We start from the raw sequence: 15,136 nt of genomic DNA on the forward strand, positions 1-15,136 counted from the left end.
TTGTGGGGGAGCTCCATCCATGACAGCGCTTGCCGAGTCCATCGACACGCCGGACAGAACAAGCCCGGGCGCGGGGACCGAACGGCAGCGCCCGTGGGCCCGGCTCGAACGGCCCGACGCCGCGCAGCTGCGGCTCGTCGCGGCCCTCCTGGTCCTCCCCCCGCTGCTCCACCTGGTCTCGGCCGACCTGCTGAGCTTCGGGCTGGTCTGGTACGCCGCCGCGACCCTCATCCGCTCCCGGACCACCGCCTTCGACCGCCTGATGATCTCCGGCGGCGTCCTGATCGGCTGGACCTGCGGGCTCAGCCTGCTCGCCAGCTACTGGCCGTGGGGCCTGCACCCGGTGGCACTCGCCGAGGCCACCGCCGTGCCGCTGATCGCGATCCTGCTCGCCCAGGGCCCCCGCCCGGCCGGCCGGGCCGAGCGGCCGGGGGCACGGCTGCGCCGGCTGCTCCCCACCCGGGACATCGCCCTGCTGCTGCCGGCGGCCGCGGCCGTCGTGTTCACGCTGTACCCGGTGATCCGCCGCAACGCCACCGAGCGGCTGGGCCTGATCATCTCGTTCGAGGACCTCGCCCGGCACGCGGCGCTGTACGACACCATCCTGCGCCTGGGCGGCCTGACCACCCTGGACAAGGCCGCGGCCGCCGCCACCGTCACCCAGGGCCTCGACACCTACCCGCAGGGCAGCCACCTGACGCTGGCCGTGATCACCAGCTTCCTGCACGGCGGCACCTCCCAGGACTCCCCGCTCGCCCAGATGTCGCTCTTCGTCCTGCTGTCCGCCCTGGCCGCGGCCGGTCTGGCGGTCGCCGTCCTGTGGGCGGTGCAGCGGGTCGCCGGCCCCGCGCTGCGCGGCTGGCGCGCCCTGGCCCTCGCAGTGCCCGCCGCCATCTACCTGGTCGTCGCCGAGGTGCCGCAGCTGCAGGCCCGCGGCTTCCTGAGCGAGATCTTCGCGCTCGGGCTGTTCGCCCTGCTGATCGCCCTGGCGATCAGGCCGCTCAACCGCTTCCGCGAGCAGGTCACGGCGCTCGGCGCCCTGACCGTCGGCATCTCCTTCGGCCACTACCTGCTGCTGCCGGCCGTCGCCGCCGTGGTGCTCGCCTGGGCCGCCATGCACTGGCGGGACTGCCTGCGGCACTGGCCGACCGTACTGGCCACGGCCGCGGTGACCGGCGCCCTCACGCTGTTCCCGCCGTTCACCAACGCCGGCTCGGCCGGCTCGGCGGACGTCCTGACCCTGCCCGGCAGCATCAGCCCGGTCGGCCGCCACCTGCTGCTGCCCCTCGTGGTGGCGTCGTTCCTGGGCCTGCTGACCCGCGGCGCGCGCGCCAACCGCGTGCGCAAGGTCGCCCTGGTCTCGCTCGCCTCGGTCTCGCTGCTCTGCTACGGCGTGATGAAGTACCAGCTCCACACGGCGGGCACCACCTCGTACTTCTACGAGAAGATGATCCACCAGCTGATGGTCGTCGGAGTGATCTGCTTCGCCGCCGCCCTGCTGCCCGCGTTCGGCCGCCGTGTGCTCGCCGGCCCGAGCACCGCACCGGCCCCCGGCGCCGGCCGCACCGCCTGGTCCCGGATCCGCTCCGGCGTTCCCGTGGTCGCCGTCACGGGCTGCCTGGCCTTCGCCGTCCTCAGCAACGCCCAGCCGGACTCCGGCCAGGCCGGCTGGAAGGGCAGCCCCGGACGGGCCCAGGTGCGCGGCTCCGGCGCGCACTACAACGTGGCCGAGCGGATCGCCGCCATCCACGACGACGACCCGCAGGACGGCCGGATGCCGGTCTCCCTCGTCGGCAACCGCGTCTTCCACGACCCCTACCCGGACTGGAGCGGGATCGAGGACAACCTCTGGCTGAGCGTGCTCAACCGCAACCAGGCCGCCGCCGCGCCGCTGTGGGAGTGGGCGCTCTCCCACCGCAACGCCCAGGACATCGCCGACCTCGCCACCCGCGAGTCGAAGACCCCGCTGCGCTTCTACCTGGACGAGGGCTCGCCGCTGGTCACCGACCTGAAGGCGATGGCCGCCGAGGGCACGCTCCCGGACCTGGCCGTCTCCGTGCTGCACCGCCAGGACGGCGAGCTGGTCGCCACGCCGGTCCGGCTCCACTGACCCGCGCTCACGACTGTGGGGCCGTCACCGGCGAACGGTGACGGCCCCACAGTCGTGAGCATCCGACGGCCGGGTGAATCGCGGCGTGGCAAACCCCGGCGGGCGGGATTCCTGCCCTACAGTTCCACTCGACGCGGCTCCGGCGTCCGGGCTGGTCAGAGGCCTTCTCGGAAGGCCGACAGCCGCCGGGGGAAAGAAGAAGAAGTGGGGCGGGTGGGACTCGAACCCACGACCAAGGGATTATGAGACCCATTCGCAGTTTGATCGGCTTTCGCCGCGCTTCACTGCTCTTCCCTGTCTTCCCAGGTCAGGAACCCTTTGGCCCCTCAGGCCGTCTCCGGCCTTCACTGACTTTCACTCGCCTTCGCTGCCGCGCATTCCCCACAGGATCCCCAAAGGCCCTCCGGCAAGAAGGGTGGGCATAGGCAGCCGAGCGGCTGACCTGCAACAACTCCCTCGCCGGAAACCTGGTCCAAGGGAGAGCCTTACCGAGGCAGAGCACTTCCATCTCACATATCCAACGGCATGCGAAGTCCCGTCAGATATTCGATTCGGCGAGAATATCCGACTGCTCACCCGCCCGGAAGGCCTACGAGCAACGGGGCGAACACTACCGAGCGTGACAGGCTATTTGGGATCGCCTTCATGATGGCTGGCGTAGCGACAGGTCCCCATGAGGTCGAGGATCCCGGGGCAAGCGGTGCCGTCCTTGAGGCTGTGGTCGCACTGTTCGAGCTGCGTGTCGCCGAACTGGTCGAGGCGTTCGGCGAGGGCGACTGCTGCGGTCGCGAGGGCCGCCCAGGCTTCGTCTGTGTCGCTGTACGGCCAGTAGGCGGCCCTGGCGGTGGCGAAGGCCGCATGGGCGGTGGCGAGGTCAGGGTTGTGAAGTGTCCAGTGAGCGGTGGCTTCGACGAGGTTGGTGAGGTTGACGGTGCGTGGCGGGGTGGCACGCTTGAGATGGCGAAGGGCGATGGCGAGTTCGCTAGCGGTGGCTTCTTCGCCGGGGAACATGTAGTACACGGGGCTCCGCGGGTGAGTGCTGGGCGTGATGGGCTGCTGGCGAGCGGGCCTGATGGGACGGATTGAGTTCGTCGACGTGTTCGAGGAGCAGGTCTCCGGCGAGTTCGGGAGCCACCTCCCGGGCGTCAAGACGGCAACTGGAAGGGGCGTCTGCCCAGATCAGGCCGTTGCAGACTGCGGGGGTCGGTCGGTTGGAGTGGCTCCGGATCTCGGCGGAGGAGCGGCTCCCGTGGACCCTGAAGAACTCAGACGGATGGAACGCGCGTGGGGCAGCCTGGTTGCTAGAGGCCGCGTTGCCGCCTGGAGAGTTCCGCCCGTCGGTTGAGTTCATCAGCGCCAGCTCTGGTTCGGGCGAGGGCTTTATGGTCGACCGGGGCGCTGACCCCCATGTGGGTGTGGATCTGCTCGTAGAGACCGTTCTCCACGATCGTCATGGGCACCTCCCTCCAGTCAGCTGGGCCGATGAGCATGGTGATCTTCGTGATGCGCGCCACAAGCGCGTCGCACCGTATTGACCATGTGCCGTTGATGGCCTGGTCTGTGGCCGCCAGAAGGTCTCCCCACAAGAGCACTAGTTCCTCTCGGAGAGCTGTGCGGAAGGTTTCAAGTTCAGGGGTGTCGGTCATTCGAGTGCTTTCGCGTTCAGGTTCAGAGCAGACCGAACTGCTGCGAGGTGTCTTCGGTGCGCCCAGGCTGGTGGACCTTGACAAGGTAGCCGCCGCCGGGGGCTTTGCCTGCTTCGCGCCGATCGTTGGCGGTGGCGGTGAGGACCTTGTAGGGGCCTCCCTGATCGAACCAGCCGGGCGGGTAGACGGCGTCTCGGTGGGCGCGGAGTTGGGCGCCGCTCTTCCTGGTAGCGCCTTGGGGTAGGGCGGGCAGGTCTCGCCAGCCGGGGTGGGCGTGGTCGAGTGCGTCTTCGACGGCGTCGTTGTGGTGCTGGCGGATCCGGGTGGCGAGGTTGAGCATCGGCGGGTTCCTTGGGGTCAGGCGGCGGGCTGGTGGGTGGGGATGCCTTGGCGGAGGCGGGCGTCTTCGGTGAACAGGCGCAGGATCGTTTCGTCGCCGACGGGCGTGGTGCTGCGGGTGTGGGTGTGATTGGTCCAGGTGCCGTTGGTGCGTTCCCAGATGACCTTGTCGTGGACGACGTGGTCGCCGTCGGTGAAGGCGGCGGGCACCTGGGGGTAGGGGATCCTGGGGAGGGTGTTGGGGTCGACATGGCGGTGGGCGATGACGGGCACGATGGTGCTGCCGCTGCGGGACAGGGTGGTGGGGAACTTCCACCAGGTGTCGGGCAGGCTGGTCATGGAGCCGCGGGTGGGCGGAGTGACGGTGCGGGTGGTACGCCGGTATTCGCCCCGGCCTCGGTGCCGGATGCTGGTGACGACGGACTCGTGGCCGGTGGCAGTGTGCACGATGACGTCGCCGCGGCGCAGGAGGCGAGCGGGGAGGTCCATGACGCCGTAGGCGCCGATCCGACGTTCGGGGTGGCGGGCGGCCGGGCTGTGGGGCCAGTTGGTGACGTAGGTGGCGATGGTGTCGACGAGTTCGGTGACGGCCTTGGCCGGGTTGTTGCGGCGGTCGAGTCTGCGGTCGACGAGGGTGATCTGCTCCTGGGGGAGGGCGTCGCTCGGGTCGCCGAGGTAGTGGATGGCGTGGAGGCCGCCGATCCCGGCGGCGTCGCGTTCGACGGTGGCGTGGTTGTCGGTGGTCCAGATGACGGTGTTGTCGGGGAGGGTGACGGCGACCCAGGAGGCGCCGGCGGAGGCGTGGCCGCCGCAGGTGGTGGTGATGCCGTGCTGGTGGAGGCCGGTGGTGATCAGTTCGCGCAGGGTGTTCACGATGGGTTCCTCGGCTGGCCCCGGGGGAGGTGGGGGGCTCCCCCGGGGTGGGTGTGGTTCGGGTGGCGGGGTGGTTCGCGGGTGGCGTTGGCGGGTCAGTGGGCTTCGGCCGGCTCCCGGGGGCGGGTTAGTTCTGGCTGGTGGATGCGGTGCTGGTCTTGCGGGTGCGGGGTGTGCTGGTGCGGGTAGTCGTCTTCTTCTCGGCGGTGGCCTTGGTCGTTGCCTTGCGGGCGGCGGTGGGCTTGGTGCCGGCGCCTTTGGTGGCGGTCTTGTGGGCTCGTGTCGGCTTGTCGGCCGGGGTTCGGGGCGTGGTGGCTGCGCGCTTGCGGGGGGCCCTGGCGTTCGGCTTGGGGGTGTGGGAGGGCTGTGCGGGTGTGGGGGTGTCGGGCTCGCTCGTGTCCGGGGTCGTCGGCGTAGGGGCGGCCGGGTCGGTGGTGTCGGCGGGCGTGGGGCTGTGCGGGTCGGATTCGGTCGGTGCCGGGGTGTCCGGCCGGTTGGTGGTGGTGGTTTCCCAGGGTCGGTGGCCGACGTAGAGGGGCGCGTTGTCGAAGGTGGGCAGCAGGTCGCGGAGGAGCGTGGCGTGGATGAGCTCGGCCGGGTCGCCGTCGAGGCCGTGGAGGTGCATGACGGCGTGGTAGCTGCTGCCGGGAGGGAGGGCGCCGCGCCGGGTGGGCTGAGGTTCCTTGGGGCGGCGGCCGGGGGCGGTGACCCAGAGCTGGAGGGTCACGCCGTCGCATCGGATGCGGGCGCTGATGCTTCGGCCTTCGTGGTTGGTGAGGCGCTGGACGTCGGGGTCGTCACCGGGGCGGGGGTTGGGGATGTAGCCGTCGAGGCGGGTTGCGAGGTCCTGGAAGGTGGTGGTGAGGGTGGTGGTGGTGAGAAGCACGGAGTGGTCCCTTCGCGGGTGGGGTGAACCCAACCCACATTGTTTATGTTTTATACTCAGCTGGGATGGCGCCATCGGCTCGCCAATCCGGCCCAGCCGGGTTCGAGCTGGGGCCCCTATCGCGAACAACCTCCTCCGCGGGGCCCCTCCCTTGTGTTTAGATTCTATACTCATTTAAATCAGGTGTCCACTCTTCTTTTCCCGTGGTCAGGCCACCTTGTCCCCCGCGACTCCGGCGAGCATCGCCTCCGCTCTGCCGACGGCGGCGATCATCGTCGCACCGCCAAGCAGGCTGTCCCGGTGCCTGAAGATGGCGGCCTTCTCCGCCAGGGCGAGACGCTCGGTATCGCCCTCGGCGAGCACATCCCCGCGCCAGACGGTGGTGTTCGGGCCGAGCCCCCAGAGGATCATGTTGACGGCCGCGCCAGCTGCGGCGATCGAGTCGATGTCGTTCAGGTGCCAGCGGCAGGTGGCCGGGTCGATCCGGTGCTCGCGCAGGACCTGGGCTATGGCGCGGGTCATCCCGCCGGTACCGCCCGCAGGGTCGCAGAAGCTGTACCCCGGCTGGACCTCGGAGCAGTCGTCGAGCTGCATGCGGGCCATGAGCTCGCAGACCTCCGGCGGGGTGTGGTACTCCCCCAGCGCCTCTCTGGAGCCCTTACTGCGCAACGTGGTGACCATCCAGGACATCAGGTCGCACTCGGCGAGGTCGCAGGGGTCGCTGGAGCCGGTGACGGTGAGCAGGCCGCTGGTGATCGCGGCGTGGGCGACGGCCCGCACGCAGGCGAGTTCGTGCTTGCTCAAGGTCTCTTCCGTCCAGGAGGCGATCGGCGCGGCGCGGTGGACGAGGTCGGGGCGGCGCATCCACCAGTAGGCCCAGCATTCGCGGATCAGACGGACGAGGTCGGTGGAGCTCAGGCCGAGCATCCAGTCGGCCTGCTTCGGGGCGTCCGGGCCCTTGAGGGGCCACAGGGCGAGGGCCGCGACCACGCCGACGGGGATCTCCATCCGGCTTCCGCCGTGGTGGCTGTGCCAGGCGCCGGCAGCGGCCTCGGCTATGCGCAGTGCCGCCTCGTGCGCTCGGACGCCGGACGGCACCGGGAAGGCCCGGGGCTTCAGCTTCGGTGCGGACGGGGGCGTCGGCGGGGCGACTTCCAGGCCGGGGATGGCCACGGGGGCCAGGTGCGCGGGGGCGGTTCGCCGGTCGGCGGCCGGTGCGGCCACGATGCGCAGCCGGGGCTGTGCCTGGGCCGGGCGGGGCTCCTCGTCGTCGGGCTGGGCGAACAGGTCGAGCTGCTGAGACCGCTTCATGACGGTTTGTCCTCTGTTTTTGGGAATGGAAAGGCCCGGCCGGTGGAGTGCGACCGGCCGGGCCGCGTGGGTGTGCTGAGGAGGGGTTCAGTCGGCGGAGCCTGCCCGTGCCGCGCCTATCCGGCGGGGGTGGGCTCCGTCTGGACGGCGCGAGGCGTGTTCACTACTCCACGTCGAGGGTGCTGTCGTCAGTCTCCAGGGCCCGGACCCGCTGCTCGTGCTGTTCGGTGGTGATGAGGCGGGCGTCGAGCTGGGCGTCGAGCAGGCGCCGGATGGCCGGCAGGGCCGCGGTGCGGGCCGCGGCGAGGCGCTGCTCGTCGCCACTGATCACGGCGAGCTGCCATGTGGCCTGCCGGGCGATGACTGTCCCCGCGAGGTCCCTGAGGTGGAGCCGGGTGGCCTGGTCGAGGGTGGCGAGCCGGGCGTCGTCATGTGCCGGGTCGCTGTTCGTGCTGGGGCGGGACGGAGGGCCGGACGGGGCCTGGGCCCCGGCCCGGCTCGGCGTGGAGCGGTTCAGGGCGTGGAGCAGGTGGGCGGCGGCGCGCCCGTACTGGCCGGACAGGTGCAGCGCGGTATAGGTGAAGACGGCCACGACGGCCTCATCGGCGAGTTGCGCCCTGTACTGCTCCGGGCTCAGGTCCGACTCCTCCTGCGGCCGGTGGTCGTAGCCGCTGCTGAGGACGGCGTTCAGGGCTTCTCGGGTGGCGCGTTCGACCTGTGGGGTCAGGCCCAGTCGGGTGCTCGCCGCGCGCAGGGCTTCCTCGGTGCCGGTCATCGACTGTCCCTCCCTTCGGTGGCCTCGGCGTCGACCAGGAGGTGGTCGGCGATGTCGCCTCCTACTTCGTGGAAGTCGTCGAGGACGGCGAGGGCCCGGTTGTGGGCCGAGGGCAGGGAGCGGGCGGTCACGACGAAGTGGGCGCGTCCGGTGAGGGCGAGGGCGTTGGCTTCGCGGCGGCTCAGGAGACCTCTGCGGATCTGGTCGATCTGCGTGTCCCCGTCGAGGACGACGGTCCACGTTGGCGCGTCCGGCAGGTGAGCGAAGTAGCCGCAGTCTGCGCAGCCCTGTCCGCGGGGGTGGTATCGGCCGGCCAGCTTGGCCCGGTGGTTCGCGACGGAGTGCGGGGCTCCTGGGGTGTCCTGGGTGGTCTGCGCCCAGGCGTGGGAGCGGTTGCTGCTGGGCGAGCCAGAGTCGATGACGTGCAGGTGCAGGCGCGGCTCGGCGGGGTTGAAGCGGGACTCGGCGCGGGCCGCGGCGCGCCCGTCGAGGTAGCCGTGGATCACGGTGCGGGCAGTCAGGGCGTCGCGGTGGACGATCACGTCGAGGCGGGGCGGCTCCCCCTGCACGGCCGTCTGCATTGCGCCCAGGCCGGCGAGGGAGAGCACGGTGTCGGCCAGGGTGCTGGCCACGGTGGGTTCGGGCTCGGTCATGGTGTGCTCCGTCGGTGGTGCCGGTCAGTGGTGGAGGTGGGTCTTGCCGGCGAGAACGGCGCCGACGAGGTCGGCGATGTGGTCGACGTCGCGGAGGTCTCCGGCGTGGTGCAGCGCGGTGTGGAACAGGTCGGGGTAGTGGAAGTGAGCGACGAGGTCGTGGTCTTGGGCGATGTCGAGGCCGAGCAGGTTGTCGGGGCGGCGGGCCCAGGAGACCGTGGTCGCCAGCTGGAGGAGCGTGCCGGTGGCCATGACGAGTTCGGGGCACACTTCGTGGCTCACGATCGTCTGCACCACCTCGGTCAGGTGCTGCTCGGGGACGAAGCAGAGTTCCTCGGCGAGGGTGCTGTGGCCGGTTCGGGTGTTGCTGGTGGGCATGGCGGATGTGGCCTTTCAGGTGTGGTGAGGAGGGCCGGGTGGTCAGGGGTTGAGCTGCGGGTCGTCGACCAGGGCGACGGCGATTCCCGAGGCGACCTCGGCGATGCGGTCGGCGTCGGCGTCCAGCGCGAGGCAGTCCCGGTACAGGTCGGCGTAGTAGCGGTTCCAGACGAGCTCGTGGAACTGGGTGAAGGTCAGGTCCCGGAAGGCGTCGGGCCGGACGGTCCAGCCGATGGTGATCGAGTGCTCGACCATGGTGAAGGCCTTGTTGGCGGCCCGAAGGTTGAGGTAGTCGGCCGAGGTGACGGCGTCGAGGATGGCGGCTTCGTGGTGCTCGGGGCCCCGCATCGTGATGGCGGCGAGGAGGGTCGTGGAGTCGATGTTGGCGAGGAGGGTCATGGTGTTCTCCGATCGGTGGTTGGCCCGGGGCCGCTGCCCCGGGCCGGGCGGGTTGGTCAGGCGGTGAGGTAGTCGAGGACGGCGAGGGAGAAGTCCCGCGGGAGGGCGCCGGGGCCGGCGTCGCGGCTGGTGGCGTAGTTCTCGGCGAGGGCGAGGGTGTCGAGGACGGCGTCCTCGCGGTCGGGGCGGGTCAGGAGTCGGGCGACCGCGTCGAGGGCGAGGGCGGCGGCGGAGAGGGTGAGGCGGTGGATGTCCTGCTCGGCTCGGGCGGCACGGGAGCGGGCGAGGCTGGCGTAGTAGTGGGCCTCGTCGGCGGCGGCGGTGAGCGCGTTCACGGTGGTTCCCTCCCTGGCGGGTGGGGGCCTCTCCCCCTCCCTTCATGTTTAAATTCTATACTCATTCATGATGGGGGTCCACTCCGCCAGGAAGTTCTCAATGGGTGGACGGCGCTACATTTACGCAGGTCAGATCTCCGGAAGGGCCGCCACGAGCGTCGTAGCGTTGTCGGCCCGCTCTCCGCAATCACTCATACGAGCGTCGGCAACGGCCCGCTCCACCGCGTCGGCGACCAGGTCTCCGGCGGCCGACTTGACCAGGGAGCGGTCGAGGGTCACGTAGGAGTACCGGTCGATGGCCGCTCGCGTGGCGCCGTTCTTCTCCAGCGGGTGGTAGGCGCCGTCCGTGCACAGCACCAGCGTGTCGACGAGGTCCCGGTGCACGGTCCGCTCCTCGATGCCCCCGTAACCGACTTCCGCCAGCAGCCGGTTGTGGTCCCACCGGCCCACCGGCTTGCCCAGGCGCCGCTTCACGGCGGCCAGATTGTGGTCCTCGGTCAGCAGTTCGCTGTGCCCCGACGGGCTGAACGCCCAGACCCGGGAGTCGCCCGCCCACGCGATGCGCACCTCGTCCCAGTCGGGGTGCCAGGTCGCCACGGCCGCCGTGGAAGTGGTCCCGTCCGCGACCCCGGTTCGCCGGTACCAGTCCGGCAGTTCGGCTCGCACCTGCCGGATCGCGTCGCCCGGGGAACCCAACTCCGAGGCGAGGTACGCCAGCCGCGAGGCGGCGTACCGGGCGAACGCGGCCGTCTCGTCGGTGTCCCCGACGCCGTCGCAGACCACGAACGCCCACACCCCGCTATTCCCGTCGCGGTGCGCGGCGAGAGCGTCGCACTGCTTGTCCCGCTGGCCCCGCAGCTGCGCCCCGCCGATCGGGGGACCTGCGGGACGTACCCACCGGGTGGAGTTCGCGGTCTTGGACAGGCGGTCGACATCGGCCCGGGTCAGGTCCGTGTAGGTGCCGTCGAGGCGCCGGCGGCCGGTGACGAGGACCGAGCCGCGGAAGAACGGAGCCCGCCCCCCGCCGCCCGCGATTGCGGACCACATCTGCTGGCTGTACCGGTTGGCCTCCTCCTCGGCCTCCCGGCTTCGGCAGTGCACGGTGTAGCGGCCGAGCGGCAGCGACGAGTAGCCCTCGCCGAGGTTCCGGACGAGGATCTCCCGCTGGCCGGCGGGCACCGGCGGGTTGGGGATCTCGTCCTGCTCGCCGTCGGGGTCGACGGCGAACGCGAAGGTGCTGTTGGGCATGGCTGAAGTCTCCTTGGTCTGATGGGCTCAGAGCCCGTTGGTGGCCCACTCGTGGGCGTATACGCAGTCCTCGCAGCACAGGTCGTCAAAGACCAGGCCGACGAGGCCTCCGGGTTCGACGATGAACGTGCAGTGGGCGCAGGTGATGTACTCCTGGGCGGTCAGCACAGGGTCGGGCCCTTTCCGGGGTCGCTACCAGCGGGTGCGGCGCCGGTGCTCCGGCTGCTGCTCTGGGTGTGTGCGCCAGTGGTTGTCGTAGATCTGGTGCCACGGGCGGGTGAGGGTCATGACGGCCTGGGAGTCGGCGAACTGGGCCATGCCGGCGAGGCCTTCGACGACGGTGCGGGCCAGGTCCTCCCGGGCCTTCCCGGGCGTGACCGTGTGGGCGGTGCGGTACGGGCCGGGGTCTTCCCGCCAGGCGATCCAGTCGTCCGCCGGGCACTCCAGCAGCCACATCGTGCGGATCTCGACCGCGCCGAGGAGATCCTGCTCCTCGGTCCAGCCGGGCACGGCCCGCAGGTCGGCCGGGCAGCCGTCCTCTCCGAGGTGCGGGATGCAGTCCCGGGCGTCGGACACGTACCAGCAGGCGTCCCGTGCGGCGTCCCACGGATCCGAGCCCGCTTCGGCGGCCCAGCGTTCGGCGTCGAGGGAGATGTGCAGGTCGATGCGGATCTTCACGGGCCGACCGGGGTTCGGAGGTCGCTCCGCACCACGGCCAGCAGCCCTTCGAGGCCTTGGACCTGCTTGTCCGTGAGGCTGGTGAACTGCCCGTCGGCGCCGGGGGGCCCGAGGAAGAGGACCGGGCCGGTCAGGGTGAGCAGGCTGGGTTCGTCCCGGAGCAGGTCCAGGGCGAGGGTCGCGGGCAGGTTCACCGGCAGGGTGTCGCCGTCCTTCGTGACGGCGGTGGAGAGGACGGGCGTGCCGTGCGGGCACGTCGCGGTGTGGCCGATGTAGTCGGCTTCGCCTCCAAGGTGCTGCGAGGCCGCGGCGTGCCGGGCGACGGGGTCGGTCGGCAGGTGCACCGGCGTGGTCTCGCCGGCCGGGCTGACGAGTACGGCGTTGGCCTGGCTCTCGGTGTGCTCGTGCGGCTTGGGGGTGAGCGGTGCGTTGCTTGTGGGCATGTCGGTCTTCCTTCGTTGTTTCGGGTTCGGATTGGGCTTTCGGCTCCGGATCCGCTTCAGCAGTCGGCCGCGGGCGGGTACTCGCCCGGTGCGGGTTCCGTGTGGGTGTCGTAGAGCTGGCGGACCCGGTTGGCTGCGTCGGTGCTGCTCTGGGCGAGTACGCCGTAGGACTCGTAGCCGGCTTCGAGCAGGTCCTCGGTCAGGTGGTTGCTGGTGCTCGCACACAGGGGTTCGGGCATGATCCGGGCGATGCTCATCGTGGGGCCGTGGACGTGGATGGCGACGCGCCATCCGGTGGGCTGGGCTGCGGCCGGGGTCGGGGCGACGAGGGCGGCGGCGATCACGAGGCGAAGAAGCACGGTGTCTCCGGGTGTTGGTGTGGGTGGGGGCCGGGGGCCGCCGGGCGGCGGCCCCCGTGGCGAGGCCGGATCAGGTGGCGGCCGGGTACCAGACCTCGATAGCGGCGAACAGCGCGCTGTAGGCCTTGGTGGCGGCCCAGTTGGTGTCGAAGGCGTCGCCGACGGTGTCGAGGGTGGCCTTCCGCTCGTCCAGGAGGCTGATCTCGACGTGGGTCTCGCCGCGTCCGGCGCCCGGGCCGAACTGGATCTTCACGGTGCGGTCGGCGTCCGGGGTGACGTCCACGTACACGGAGTTGAGGACGGGGCGGGCGTTGATGCCCGGGTTGTGAATGCGCTTTGCGGTCATCTGGGCGAGCCGGCTGTAGTTCATGTGCGTCCTCTCAGGTTCGAGGGGATCCCCCCCTCGCCCATGTTTAGATTCTATACTCATTAAGTGCCGGTGTCTACACCGACACTTCCCAACTCCCCCTCTATGCCGCCGACTTCCTGTAAACGTGATGGAGGTCGACGACCAGCACAGCTCCCTCCGCGCCCGGGGAGGCCGTGGCCCGGGCAAGTCGCCCGGCGGCGTCCTTCGGGTCGTCTCCGCAGTCCAGGGACTCATACACGTGCCCCCGGTTGATCGCCGCGTGCAGGTTGACCCCGGGCGTGGCCAGCGCCAGCCAGCTGGCGGTACGCATCGACACCTCCCGGTAGGCCAGCGGCCCCACCGGGCCGGTTCCGCGGTCCTCGCGGACGGGCACCCCGAAGACGACGCCGGGAGTGCGCAGGCAGTAGGCCGCGATACTGCCGGACCACGCCAGCCGGAGGAAGGCGTCCCGTACGCGCCACGTCGCGACGATGACGCCGGACAGCGAGCCGCCCCAGGAGTACGGCTCCGCGCGGACGACATCAAGTTGCCGCCGGAGGGCCCTGAACGGGTCGCCCGCCCCGACGGCTCGCGCCGCGAGGGCTGCGGCGTGCCGTCGAGCGTACCCCCCGGCGAGGCCCCCGTTACCGGCGTCGCACAGGGCGACCGCGCGACGGCCCGAGTCGACGTCGTAGGCGATGCCGTGGCCACTGAAGCCGTCGGGGTGGCCACCGGGCATGGTGGCCACGCTCAGGTCCCATCGGCGGCGCCTGGTCTTCGGCGTCGAGCGGAGGATGTCCTTGATCACGTGGTCGAGGTACCACGGGTTGCGGGTCGGCGGAGCGCCGGCATTCGGGTGGGGGGTGACCCAGACCGGCCCGCGGAACATGGGGGCGGCGCCGCCTCCGGCGATCTCGCTCCAGAGGTGCCTGGCGAAGCGGTTGACGCTTTGGCCGTGCGCCTGCGGGGCCCTGTGGACAAGAAGGGGGCCGAGACGGATCGCACGGGAGTGCGGCGGGATCGCCCAGCGGCGGTAGGTGTCGACGGGGAACGTGGCTCCGTCGGGTGCGATGCGAACGGCGAATCGGTCGTCCATGAGGCCTCCGGGTCAGTGGTCGAGGTGGTCGGCGAGGGAGTTGAGGAGGGCGGCGCCGGCTTCGGTGGTGTGCCGCGCGGTGTCGCTGCCGCAGGCGGCGGCTGCCAGGTGCAGGGCCGCGACGAGGATCGGGGTCGGCAGGCTTGCCAGCCAGTCGGCGTAGGGGGTTTCGCCGCCGACGGATTCCCAGGCGCCGTGGGCGGCACTCTCGGTGACGGCGGCGGCGTAGGCGGCGCCCAGCGGGGTGAGGCCGTAGTCCTGGACCAGCAGCGCGGCCAGGGCGCGACGGTCATCGGCGGCGAGGAGGGCGGGGAGTGCGGGCTGCAGCGTGGTGGTCATGGTCTTCCTCGGTTCGGGCGGCTCCCGGCCGGGAGCCGCCCTGGGGCGGTCAGTTGTGGCGGAGGCGGCGGTCGGTGGCAAGGTCGGCAAGAACCAGGCGGGCGCTGCGCAGCTGGTGGGAGCCGGTCCACGGGTCCCGCAGGGCTTGGGCGGTGGTGTCGGCGAGGAGTTGCACGAGGGCGGGGCTGGTGGAGCTCAGCCACTCGGGGAAGGTCTCGCCGTGTTCGCCGATCTGTCGCCAGGTGCCGGCCAGGGTGTCGGTGACGATGGCTGCGGCTTCGGCGGCCTCGGCGGGGGCGAGGTCGTGGTGGCGGCCGATCCAGTCGTGGAGCTGGCCGAGTGCTGCGAGGTCACGAAGGTCTGCGGGTTCGACGGCGGTGGTCATGGGTTTCTCCCGGGGATGGTGAGTGGGTTGGTCGTGGGCGGGGCGCCGGCCGGGCGGGATCCCGGTCGGCGGGGCACCGTTACTTCCACTGGGCGATGATCGCCGCGAACTCGGCCTCTCGTGCGCGGGCCTCGGCTGCCAGCCGGGCGGGATGCTCGGCTGCGATGGCGTCGAGGCGGGCGATCTCCTCGCGGTGTTCGGGGCACTCCCAGCGCATGATCGTCGTGCCGCCGGGGTTGGGCTCGGTTTTGGTGTATTCGTCCCCGGCGGCTTCCCAGGTGGGGTGGCCGGTCGACAGGTACCAGAAGGCGCCGTGGTCGTACTCGACGTCCCACTCGTGGTCGTAGTCGTCGGGGTCGTCGCCGCCGTACTCCCACGGTTCGGTGAACTTGTAGAAGCCGATGCTCCAGGTGCCGTCTTCTCGTTGCCAGGTGACGTTTTCGCGGTGCAGGCTCATCGGGGTCCTTTCTCCAACCTTGTGTTTATATTTTATACTCATTTCCTGGTGGGGGTCCACTCCGGCGACAGGTTTTT

The 15,136-nt window shown here is 70.8% G+C and carries 22 protein-coding genes; 1 reads left to right on the plus strand and 21 read right to left on the minus strand.

All coding sequences use genetic code 11. The features are described from left to right. Positions 1-19: 19 nt before the first annotated feature. On the plus strand, positions 20-2,110 hold the full coding sequence (locus QWJ13_RS06335; protein ID WP_316521061.1) for a hypothetical protein: 2,091 nt from the start codon (positions 20-22) through the stop codon (positions 2,108-2,110). 627 nt (positions 2,111-2,737) lie between these two features. On the opposite strand, the gene QWJ13_RS06340 is transcribed toward QWJ13_RS06335, so the two are convergent. The 21 genes from QWJ13_RS06340 to QWJ13_RS06440 form a co-directional block, all read right to left on the minus strand. Further along, positions 2,738-3,130, minus strand: a complete 393-nt coding sequence (locus QWJ13_RS06340) for a hypothetical protein (protein ID WP_316521062.1) — start codon at positions 3,128-3,130, stop codon at positions 2,738-2,740. Between the two features lie 281 nt (positions 3,131-3,411). Continuing rightward, a complete protein-coding gene (locus tag QWJ13_RS06345) occupies positions 3,412-3,756 on the minus strand; it encodes a hypothetical protein (RefSeq protein ID WP_316521063.1) in 345 nt (114 codons plus the stop codon). Between the two features lie 22 nt (positions 3,757-3,778). Beyond that, positions 3,779-4,096: a DUF6349 family protein gene (locus tag QWJ13_RS06350; protein WP_316521065.1), complete on the minus strand. Its 318-nt coding sequence runs from the start codon at positions 4,094-4,096 to the stop codon at positions 3,779-3,781. A 17-nt stretch (positions 4,097-4,113) separates the two neighbouring features. Next, positions 4,114-4,968, minus strand: a complete 855-nt coding sequence (locus QWJ13_RS06355; RefSeq protein ID WP_316521066.1) for a hypothetical protein — start codon at positions 4,966-4,968, stop codon at positions 4,114-4,116. A gap of 127 nt (positions 4,969-5,095) precedes the next feature. Continuing rightward, on the minus strand, positions 5,096-5,854 hold the full coding sequence (locus tag QWJ13_RS06360) for a hypothetical protein (RefSeq protein ID WP_316521067.1): 759 nt from the start codon (positions 5,852-5,854) through the stop codon (positions 5,096-5,098). Between the two features lie 207 nt (positions 5,855-6,061). Then, complete coding sequence (locus QWJ13_RS06365; protein WP_316521069.1) at positions 6,062-7,165, minus strand: N-6 DNA methylase; 1,104 nt, start codon at positions 7,163-7,165, stop codon at positions 6,062-6,064. Positions 7,166-7,328: 163 nt separating this feature from the next. Next, positions 7,329-7,940 carry a hypothetical protein gene (locus QWJ13_RS06370; RefSeq protein WP_316521070.1) on the minus strand — a complete coding sequence of 204 codons (612 nt, stop codon included), beginning with the start codon at positions 7,938-7,940 and terminating at the stop codon, positions 7,329-7,331. Further along, positions 7,937-8,593, minus strand: coding sequence for a hypothetical protein (locus QWJ13_RS06375; protein ID WP_316521071.1), 657 nt, complete (start codon positions 8,591-8,593; stop codon positions 7,937-7,939). Before QWJ13_RS06375 ends, QWJ13_RS06370 begins: the two co-directional genes overlap by 4 nt. A gap of 24 nt (positions 8,594-8,617) precedes the next feature. Then, positions 8,618-8,971: a hypothetical protein gene (locus QWJ13_RS06380; protein ID WP_316521072.1), complete on the minus strand. Its 354-nt coding sequence runs from the start codon at positions 8,969-8,971 to the stop codon at positions 8,618-8,620. A gap of 42 nt (positions 8,972-9,013) precedes the next feature. After that, the gene (locus tag QWJ13_RS06385; protein ID WP_316521073.1) at positions 9,014-9,370 is read right to left on the minus strand and encodes a hypothetical protein; all 357 of its coding nucleotides are present in this window, start codon (positions 9,368-9,370) and stop codon (positions 9,014-9,016) included. A gap of 56 nt (positions 9,371-9,426) precedes the next feature. Continuing rightward, entirely contained in the window at positions 9,427-9,705 is a 279-nt protein-coding gene (locus tag QWJ13_RS06390) for a hypothetical protein (protein WP_316521074.1), read from the minus strand. 129 nt (positions 9,706-9,834) lie between these two features. Then, positions 9,835-10,953 carry a SpoIIE family protein phosphatase gene (locus tag QWJ13_RS06395; RefSeq protein ID WP_316521075.1) on the minus strand — a complete coding sequence of 373 codons (1,119 nt, stop codon included), beginning with the start codon at positions 10,951-10,953 and terminating at the stop codon, positions 9,835-9,837. A gap of 27 nt (positions 10,954-10,980) precedes the next feature. Continuing rightward, complete coding sequence (locus QWJ13_RS06400; RefSeq protein WP_316521076.1) at positions 10,981-11,121, minus strand: hypothetical protein; 141 nt, start codon at positions 11,119-11,121, stop codon at positions 10,981-10,983. Between the two features lie 24 nt (positions 11,122-11,145). Beyond that, complete coding sequence (locus QWJ13_RS06405) at positions 11,146-11,631, minus strand: hypothetical protein (RefSeq protein ID WP_316521078.1); 486 nt, start codon at positions 11,629-11,631, stop codon at positions 11,146-11,148. Beyond that, positions 11,628-12,074: a hypothetical protein gene (locus QWJ13_RS06410; RefSeq protein WP_316521079.1), complete on the minus strand. Its 447-nt coding sequence runs from the start codon at positions 12,072-12,074 to the stop codon at positions 11,628-11,630. Before QWJ13_RS06410 ends, QWJ13_RS06405 begins: the two co-directional genes overlap by 4 nt. Before the next feature lie 56 nt (positions 12,075-12,130). Further along, positions 12,131-12,433: a hypothetical protein gene (locus QWJ13_RS06415; RefSeq protein ID WP_316521080.1), complete on the minus strand. Its 303-nt coding sequence runs from the start codon at positions 12,431-12,433 to the stop codon at positions 12,131-12,133. A gap of 70 nt (positions 12,434-12,503) precedes the next feature. Beyond that, on the minus strand, positions 12,504-12,803 hold the full coding sequence (locus tag QWJ13_RS06420) for a hypothetical protein (RefSeq protein ID WP_316521082.1): 300 nt from the start codon (positions 12,801-12,803) through the stop codon (positions 12,504-12,506). Positions 12,804-12,903: 100 nt separating this feature from the next. Continuing rightward, positions 12,904-13,878 (minus strand): hypothetical protein, encoded by a 975-nt coding sequence (locus QWJ13_RS06425; protein ID WP_316521083.1) that lies wholly within the window; start codon positions 13,876-13,878, stop codon positions 12,904-12,906. Between the two features lie 12 nt (positions 13,879-13,890). Next, entirely contained in the window at positions 13,891-14,217 is a 327-nt protein-coding gene (locus QWJ13_RS06430) for a hypothetical protein (RefSeq protein WP_316521084.1), read from the minus strand. Between the two features lie 49 nt (positions 14,218-14,266). Further along, complete coding sequence (locus QWJ13_RS06435) at positions 14,267-14,602, minus strand: hypothetical protein (RefSeq protein WP_316521085.1); 336 nt, start codon at positions 14,600-14,602, stop codon at positions 14,267-14,269. A 79-nt stretch (positions 14,603-14,681) separates the two neighbouring features. Then, complete coding sequence (locus QWJ13_RS06440) at positions 14,682-15,059, minus strand: hypothetical protein (protein WP_316521087.1); 378 nt, start codon at positions 15,057-15,059, stop codon at positions 14,682-14,684. Between the last annotated feature and the right edge of the window lie 77 nt (positions 15,060-15,136).

The sequence above is a fragment of the Kitasatospora brasiliensis genome (assembly GCF_032654805.1).
Lineage (GTDB): Bacteria > Actinomycetota > Actinomycetes > Streptomycetales > Streptomycetaceae > Kitasatospora > Kitasatospora brasiliensis.

Bases quoted from the DNA above. Each gene is read 5' to 3' on its own strand.
- QWJ13_RS06440 (WP_316521087.1), bottom strand. From the start codon at position 15,059: ATGAGCCTGCACCGCGAAAACGTCACCTGGCAACGAGAAGACGGCACC.
- QWJ13_RS06435 (WP_316521085.1), bottom strand. From the start codon at position 14,602: ATGACCACCGCCGTCGAACCCGCAGACCTTCGTGACCTCGCAGCACTC.
- QWJ13_RS06430 (WP_316521084.1), bottom strand. From the start codon at position 14,217: ATGACCACCACGCTGCAGCCCGCACTCCCCGCCCTCCTCGCCGCCGAT.
- QWJ13_RS06380 (WP_316521072.1), bottom strand. From the start codon at position 8,971: ATGCCCACCAGCAACACCCGAACCGGCCACAGCACCCTCGCCGAGGAA.
- QWJ13_RS06420 (WP_316521082.1), bottom strand. From the start codon at position 12,803: ATGAACTACAGCCGGCTCGCCCAGATGACCGCAAAGCGCATTCACAAC.
- QWJ13_RS06385 (WP_316521073.1), bottom strand. From the start codon at position 9,370: ATGACCCTCCTCGCCAACATCGACTCCACGACCCTCCTCGCCGCCATC.
- QWJ13_RS06370 (WP_316521070.1), bottom strand. From the start codon at position 7,940: ATGACCGGCACCGAGGAAGCCCTGCGCGCGGCGAGCACCCGACTGGGC.
- QWJ13_RS06410 (WP_316521079.1), bottom strand. From the start codon at position 12,074: ATGCCCACAAGCAACGCACCGCTCACCCCCAAGCCGCACGAGCACACC.
- QWJ13_RS06335 (WP_316521061.1), top strand. From the start codon at position 20: ATGACAGCGCTTGCCGAGTCCATCGACACGCCGGACAGAACAAGCCCG.
- QWJ13_RS06365 (WP_316521069.1), bottom strand. From the start codon at position 7,165: ATGAAGCGGTCTCAGCAGCTCGACCTGTTCGCCCAGCCCGACGACGAG.
- QWJ13_RS06375 (WP_316521071.1), bottom strand. From the start codon at position 8,593: ATGACCGAGCCCGAACCCACCGTGGCCAGCACCCTGGCCGACACCGTG.
- QWJ13_RS06350 (WP_316521065.1), bottom strand. From the start codon at position 4,096: ATGCTCAACCTCGCCACCCGGATCCGCCAGCACCACAACGACGCCGTC.
- QWJ13_RS06395 (WP_316521075.1), bottom strand. From the start codon at position 10,953: ATGCCCAACAGCACCTTCGCGTTCGCCGTCGACCCCGACGGCGAGCAG.
- QWJ13_RS06425 (WP_316521083.1), bottom strand. From the start codon at position 13,878: ATGGACGACCGATTCGCCGTTCGCATCGCACCCGACGGAGCCACGTTC.
- QWJ13_RS06345 (WP_316521063.1), bottom strand. From the start codon at position 3,756: ATGACCGACACCCCTGAACTTGAAACCTTCCGCACAGCTCTCCGAGAG.